Annotated in this window: 8 protein-coding genes and 1 tRNA gene; 2 read left to right on the forward strand and 7 right to left on the reverse strand. The window is 68.8% G+C overall.

Annotation, left to right across the window (positions count from 1 at the left end; genetic code table 11):
- Window positions 1–649: AMP-binding enzyme (locus GRC12_RS40650; protein WP_208785479.1), on the forward strand; the 649-nt coding region annotated here is incomplete at its 5' end.
- A gap of 244 nt (window positions 650–893) precedes the next feature.
- Here GRC12_RS40650 and GRC12_RS40655 read toward each other — a convergent pair.
- The 6 genes from GRC12_RS40655 to ehuB form a co-directional block, all read right to left on the reverse strand.
- Window positions 894–967 (reverse strand) — tRNA-Lys (locus GRC12_RS40655).
- 87 nt (window positions 968–1,054) lie between these two features.
- Entirely contained in the window at window positions 1,055–1,813 is a 759-nt protein-coding gene (locus GRC12_RS40660) for an IclR family transcriptional regulator (protein WP_208785480.1), read from the reverse strand.
- 210 nt (window positions 1,814–2,023) lie between these two features.
- Window positions 2,024–2,800, reverse strand: coding sequence for an ectoine/hydroxyectoine ABC transporter ATP-binding protein EhuA (gene ehuA, locus GRC12_RS40665; protein WP_208785481.1), 777 nt, complete (start codon window positions 2,798–2,800; stop codon window positions 2,024–2,026).
- 10 nt (window positions 2,801–2,810) lie between these two features.
- Window positions 2,811–3,461, reverse strand: a complete 651-nt coding sequence (ehuD, locus tag GRC12_RS40670; RefSeq protein ID WP_208785482.1) for an ectoine/hydroxyectoine ABC transporter permease subunit EhuD — start codon at window positions 3,459–3,461, stop codon at window positions 2,811–2,813.
- Window positions 3,458–4,180 (reverse strand): ectoine/hydroxyectoine ABC transporter permease subunit EhuC, encoded by a 723-nt coding sequence (ehuC, locus tag GRC12_RS40675; protein ID WP_208785483.1) that lies wholly within the window; start codon window positions 4,178–4,180, stop codon window positions 3,458–3,460. The genes ehuD and ehuC overlap by 4 nt, the downstream gene beginning before the upstream one ends.
- The gene (gene ehuB / locus GRC12_RS40680) at window positions 4,177–5,112 is read right to left on the reverse strand and encodes an ectoine/hydroxyectoine ABC transporter substrate-binding protein EhuB (protein WP_208785484.1); all 936 of its coding nucleotides are present in this window, start codon (window positions 5,110–5,112) and stop codon (window positions 4,177–4,179) included. The genes ehuC and ehuB overlap by 4 nt, the downstream gene beginning before the upstream one ends.
- A gap of 47 nt (window positions 5,113–5,159) precedes the next feature.
- Here ehuB and GRC12_RS40685 point away from each other — a divergent pair, with 47 nt between their 5' ends.
- On the forward strand, window positions 5,160–5,654 hold the full coding sequence (locus GRC12_RS40685; RefSeq protein WP_165954980.1) for a DUF3830 family protein: 495 nt from the start codon (window positions 5,160–5,162) through the stop codon (window positions 5,652–5,654).
- On the opposite strand, the gene GRC12_RS40690 is transcribed toward GRC12_RS40685, so the two are convergent.
- On the reverse strand, window positions 5,635–6,257 hold a 623-nt coding region (locus GRC12_RS40690; RefSeq protein ID WP_244374531.1), incomplete at its 5' end, for an amidase family protein. The genes GRC12_RS40685 and GRC12_RS40690 overlap by 20 nt on opposite strands.

Consider the following 6,257-nt stretch of genomic DNA (forward strand, 5'->3'; position numbering starts at 1 on the left):
GCCCGGTCTCGTCGTACTCGATCCGGAGACGGGGCGGGAACGGGTGCCTGCCGTGTTCGACGCGGCGGGGCGGCTGCTGAACGGGGACGAGGCGATAGGGGAACTGGTCAACCGGGCGCCGAACCCCTTCGAGGGGTACTGGCGCAACCCGTGCGCGGAGGCCGAGCGGCGGCGGGACGGTGCGTACTGGACCGGTGACCTCTTCTACCGGGACGCCGACGGCTATCTCTACTTCGCCGGCCGCGCGGACGACCGGATCCGCGTCGACGGGGAGAACCTGGCCGCCGCGATGATCGAGAACATCCTCGCCCGGTATCCGGGCGCGGACGCCGTCGCCGTGTACGCGGTGCCGGATCCGGTGACCGGGGACCAGGTGATGGCGACGATCGCGGGGTCCTTCGAGCCGGCCGGGTTCGCCGAGTTCCTGGCCGCGCAGCCCGACCTCGGTACGAAGATGGCGCCCCGGTTCGTGCGGGTGGTGCAGCGGATGCCGGTCACGGCGACGAACAAGATCCACCGAGCACGGCTACGGAAGGAGGGGGTCCGCTGCGGCGACCCGGTGTGGTGGACGCCGCCCGGTGAGCGGAGCTACCGCCCACTGACCCCGCAGGACACCGATGAGCCCCTCGCTCCCACGAGGGGCCCCTGATGGGGGTGTGGGTGGCGGAGCCCCCACCGCGCGCGGCGAAGCCGCGCAGAAACGACGATGGCGAGGCGGTTCGCGCTTTCCGCGAACATGCCTCGCCCTCGCCATCGTGCGCCGCCAGGGACTCGAACCCCGGACCCGCTGATGCTGCATTCCCCGGGGGATAACCCCCGGACCCCCAGCCGCTGCTTGTGCTCCGCCTCAATGGCGAAGGTCCCCCGCGTCTGCGAAGGACCTTCACTCACTGTGCGCCGCCAGGGACTCGAACCCCGGACCCGCTGATTAAGAGTCAGCTGCTCTAACCAACTGAGCTAGCGGCGCATGACTCTCGTCACCGGCTCGAAGTGTTTCCCGCCGGTGACGACGAAGAAAATACTACCTGGTCCCGAGGGGTGCTTCCGACCACCCTCAGATGGCCAGGGAGAGCAGTACCGGTGCCGCGTTCCGGTTCAGGGCGTCCGCGGCCCGGCGCAGGCGGTGGGCGTCCTGGACGGGCAGCGACAGGGCCAGGCAGCCGACCGTGGAGCCGGCGGTGATCGGTACGGCGGCACACACCGTGCCGATCGCGTACTCCTGGAGGTCCAGGTGGGGCACGCTCGGCGGCTGGGACTCCAGGCGGTGCAGCAGGAGCTTGTCGCTGGTGATGGTGCGCGAGGTCAGCCGCGCCATCTTGTGCCGGGACAGATGGTCGCGGCGGCCGTTGACGTCGAGCTGACCCAGCAGGCTCTTGCCGATCGCGGTGGCGTGGGCGCAGGAGCGGAAGTCGACCCACTCGTTCACGACGGGGGTCGTGGGCCCGTCCGCGTACTGGGAGACCCGCACCTCGCCGTCGACATAGCGGCTCAGGTACACCGCCGCGCCCACCGAGTCGCGCAGCCGGTCCAGGGTGCGCTGGAGCTTGTCGCGCAGCGCCTGCTCATGGCCCTCGGCGGAGCTCAGACGCGTCAGGGCGTCGCCGGTGACGTAGGCGCCGTCGGCGATCTGCTCGACGTAGCCCTCGCGGCGCAGCATCCTCAGGAGGGTGGTCAGCCGCTCCGGGTCGAGGTCGGTGTGCCGGGCGAGTCGTTCGTCGGTGATTCCGGTGGTGTGCCGCGCCACGGTCTCCAGGACGCGCAGGGCGTCCTGGGCCGAGTGGTACGGCGCGGTCGGCTCGTGCTTCAGCGCCACGGTTCCCCCTGCGCTCGTTCACTACTGGGCCGTAATCCGGTCAGCGAATCACTACCACGATAACGGCCAAGAGGCGTGTTGTGAGCGGTTGTTGACGAGATTCCGGGGCCCGTGCACGGCGCTCAGCAGGGGCGCAGGCACTCTGGCATATGCCAAGGACATGACCCGCGCCCCGGACCTCGGAGATTGAACCGTGTTCAACTTCCGACGTCAGAGCACCGCGCTCAGAAATTCCCGCGTCCGGTCCTGTTCCGGCTCGCTGAAGATCTTCTCCGGCGGCCCCGACTCGATGACCCGGCCGGAGTCGAACATCAGCACCTGGTCGGAGATGTCCCGGGCGAAGTTCATCTCGTGGGTCACGCAGAGCATGGTGATGTCGGTGGTGCGGGCGATGTCCCGCAGCACGTCCAGGACGCCGGCCACCAGCTCCGGGTCGAGCGCCGAGGTCACCTCGTCCAGCAGCAGCACCCGCGGCCGCATCGCCAGCGCCCGGGCGATCGCCACCCGCTGCTGCTGACCGCCGGAGAGCTGGGTGGGGCGGGCGCCGGCCTTGTCGGCGAGGCCCACCAGGTCCAGCAGGTCCAGGGCGCGCTGCTCCGCCTCGTCCTTGGACATGCCGAGCACGGTCACCGGCGCCTCGGTGACATTGCGCAGCACGGTCATGTTCGGGAACAGGTTGAACTGCTGGAACACCATCCCGATCTTCTTGCGGACCTCGCGGACCTGCTTCTCGGGCGCCGGGAAGAGCTGCTGACCGTCGACGGTGATGGTGCCCTCGTCGGGCTTGGTCAGCGTCATCAGCAGCCGCAGGATCGTCGTCTTGCCGGAGCCGGACGGGCCGATCAGGGTGACGTGCTTGCCGGAGTCGACGGAGAAGTCCAGCCGGTCCAGGACCGTGTTGTCACCGAACCGCTTGGTGACCTGCTCGAGCCGGATCAGCTCGCTGCCGTCCACCGGGGGGTTGGCGTGGGCGTCGGGTTCGTTCATCAGAGGGGCGTCAGTGGACAAGGCGTCGCTCCAGAGCTCGCAGAAGAAGGGAGGCCAGATAGGAAATGACGATGAAGGCCACGCCGATCACCGTGAGGGGCTCGGTGAACTGGAAGTGCTGCTGGGAGAAGAGCCGTGCCTGGCCGAGCATCTCCAGCACGGTGATCGCCATCAGCATCGGCGTGTCCTTGAGCATCGCGATGACGTAGTTGCCGAGGGCCGGCACCACCCGGCGGATCGCCTGCGGCAGGACCACGATCTGCCAGGTCCGCAGCCGCGGCAGGTTCAGCGCCGTCGCGGCCTCCCACTGGCCGGCCGGTACGGCCTCGATGCCGGCGCGGTAGACCTGCATGGTGTACGTCGAGTAGTGCAGACCGATGCCGAGGACGCCGGTGGTCAGCGCGGACATCGTCAGGCCCCACTCGGGCATCACGTAGAAGAGGAAGAACAGCTGCACCAGCAGCGGGGTGTTGCGCACGAACTCGGTGACCACACCGACCGGCCAGCGCACCCAGCGGCTCGGCGTCCGCATCAGCAGCGCCCACACCAGGCCCAGCGCGAACGCGATCAGCGAACCCAGCGCGAGGGCCTGCAGGGTGACGAGCACACCGTCCCAGAAGTGCGGCATGAACTCGCTCACGGCGTTCCAGTCCCACTTCATGACGCACCCCCTCCGACACCGACACCGACGCCCGCGCCCACGGGCTCAGGAGCCGTCACCTTGCGCTCGGGCGCCTTGCCGACCCCCGCCTTCAGCTTCTTCTCCAGGCCCCGCATGACCCGGGTGAGCAGGAACGCGATCACGAAGTAGATGAGCAGGACGTATGTGTAGATCTCCGCGCTCTGCTGCAGCGCGAGCCGCACCAGGTTGGCGCTGAACGTCAGATCGCCCATGCCCATGACCGACACCAGCGCGGTGCCCTTGAGCAGTTCGATCAGCAGGTTGGAGAACGGCGGGATCATCTCCGGCACCGCCTGCGGCAGCAGGATCAGCCGCATCCGCTGCCAGGGCGTGAAGCTGAGCGCGATCCCGCCTTCCTTCTGCGCCGGGTCGACCGCGCCGAGCGCGCCGCGCACGATCTCCGAGCCGTAGGCGCCGTAGGTCAGCCCGAGCGCGAGCGTGCCCGCCCACATCGGCACCAGTTGCCAGCCGAAGGCCGGGGGCAGCACGAAGAAGACCCAGAAGATCATGACGAGGGCCGAGGTGCCGCGGAACACCTCGGTGTAGAAGCCCGCGAGGAAGCGGACGATCCACAGCCGGTGGGTGCGCGCGACCCCGACGACGAAGGAGACGGCGGCCGCCAGCAGACTGCTGAGGACCAGCAGCTGGACGGTGGTCCAGATGCCCTTGAGTACGAGTTCCCACAGTCCGGTGGTCATCCGCTCTTGCCTCCCCCGCACAGCTCCTTGGCGGTCAGGTCGGTCATCTCGTCCCGGGTGAAGCCGAAGGGCCTGAGGATGCGGAAGAGTTCGCCGCTCTTCTTCAGCTTGCGCAGCTCGACGTTGAAGGCGTCCCGCAGCCGGGTCTCGGTCGGCCGGAACGCGAAGGCGCCGCCGTCGACGTGCGGCTTGCCGTCCACGAGCGGCGCGAAGGCCTTGGTGGCCTCGGCCTTGCTCGACTTCTTCACCACCTCGCGGGTGGTGAGCGCCGTACCGGCGAAGACGTCGACGCGTCCGGCCTCGACGGCGTTCAGGCCCGCGACCTGGTCCGGGACGATCAGGATGTCGCTCTGCTTGTATCCGGCGTCGACGGCGTACTGGATCTCCGCATAACCGGTGCCGGTGGCGAACCTGGCCTTCTTCGCGACGACGTCCTTGTAGTTGTGAAGGCCTTTTGGATTTCCCTTGCGGACGATGAAGGAATCGAGCATCTGATAGTCGGGATCCGCGAAGATCACCTGCTGGCAGCGTTCGGGATTGACATACATCCCGGCCGCCACGACATCGAACTGCTGGGAATTCAGACCGGGAATCAGCGAGCCGAACTCGGTGGGCACGGGCTGCACCTTGTCGATACCCAGCCGCTTGAATATGACTTTGGCCAGCTCCGGTGCCTCACCGGTCAGCTCACCGTTCTTGTCGATGTATCCGAAGGGGATCTCACCCGCGATTCCCAGCCGCACCACACCCGCGGCACGGAGCCGTTCGAGCAGGTCACCGCCCTCGACGGTGGACGCGGTGGCCACGCGGCTGCAGCCCGCGGCCCCCAGCGCGCCGAGCGCAGCCACCCCCGCGAGCAGCGACCGGCGCGTGGTCCCGGAGGTTCCTCTGTCGTTTCCGTGATCGTTCTCGTACCCAAAAGGTGGAGCCATGGCGGCGCGGCTACCCGAAGGCATGCGATGTATGCACCATGGATGACATGGCCGACCGTTTCCTGGAAGTCTCGCTGGTCAAACGCGGAATCACCTGCACGGCAAAACTGCTGGACGACCGTGCTCCCCTCACCTGCGCGGCGGTGTGGGACGCCCTGCCCCTGGCGGGTGACGTTTATCACGCGAAATACGCGCGCAATGAGATCTACGCCCTGTTCCCTCCGTTCGCGACATCCGAACCACCCCTGGAAAATCCGACAGTAACCCCCATTCCGGGAGATCTCTGCTATTTCTCCTTCGCCGGGACGGAACTCGGCACGAAGGCCTACGGCTACGACCGCGAGGTCCGCGCGGGCACCACGGTCGTCGATCTCGCCCTCTTCTACGAACGCAACAACCTGCTGATCAACGCCGACGTGGGCTGGGTCCCCGGCATCGTCTGGGGCCAGGTCGTCGAGGGTCTGGAGGCGATGGCGGAGGGCTGCAACGACCTGTGGCGGTCGGGGGCGGCGGGGGAGACGCTCAGCTTCCGCCGGACGTGACCCCGGCCTCCCACAGCGCGTGGGCGGCCCGCAGCACCAGATCGTCCCGGTGCCGGGCCGCCACCAATTGCAGCCCGACCGGCAGGCCGTCCCCGTCCGTGCCGACGGGGACGGTCGCCGCCGGCTGCTGGGTCATGTTGAAGGGATAGGTGAAGGGCGTCCAGCCCGTCCAGCGCCGGTGCCCCGAGCCCTTCGGCACCTCGACGCCCGCCTCGAAGGCGGTGATCGGGAGCGTCGGGGTGGCCAGCAGGTCGTAGGTGTCGTGGAAGCGGCCCATCCGGCGGCCGAGCTCCATGCGGACGTCGACCGCGGCGAGGTAGTCGAGCGCGGAGAAGCGCGCGCCGGCCGCGCGGATCTCCTGCAGGCCGGGGTCGAGCGACTCCCGCTGCCGTGGCGAGAGCTGCTGGGTGACCCGGGCCGCGCCGGAGAACCACAGGGTGTGGAAGGCGTCCACCGGGTCGGCGAAGTCGGGGTCGGCCTCGGTGACGTACGCGCCGAGTTCCGCCAGCCGCTCCACCGCCCGGCGCACCGCGGCGGCCACGGCGGGCTGTACGGCCACCTGCCCGCCCAGGGACGGCGAGTACGCCACCCGCAGCCCCCGCA

This window comes from Streptomyces griseorubiginosus (assembly GCF_017614965.1).
Lineage (GTDB): Bacteria > Actinomycetota > Actinomycetes > Streptomycetales > Streptomycetaceae > Streptomyces > Streptomyces griseorubiginosus_B.

What these genes read in the sequence shown, in the direction of transcription:
- ehuA (WP_208785481.1), bottom strand. Translation starts at nt 2,800, where the DNA reads ATGAACGAACCCGACGCCCACGCCAACCCCCCGGTGGACGGCAGCGAG.
- ehuD (WP_208785482.1), bottom strand. Translation starts at nt 3,461, where the DNA reads ATGAAGTGGGACTGGAACGCCGTGAGCGAGTTCATGCCGCACTTCTGG.
- ehuC (WP_208785483.1), bottom strand. Translation starts at nt 4,180, where the DNA reads ATGACCACCGGACTGTGGGAACTCGTACTCAAGGGCATCTGGACCACC.
- ehuB (WP_208785484.1), bottom strand. Translation starts at nt 5,112, where the DNA reads ATGGCTCCACCTTTTGGGTACGAGAACGATCACGGAAACGACAGAGGA.
- GRC12_RS40685 (WP_165954980.1), top strand. Translation starts at nt 5,160, where the DNA reads ATGGCCGACCGTTTCCTGGAAGTCTCGCTGGTCAAACGCGGAATCACC.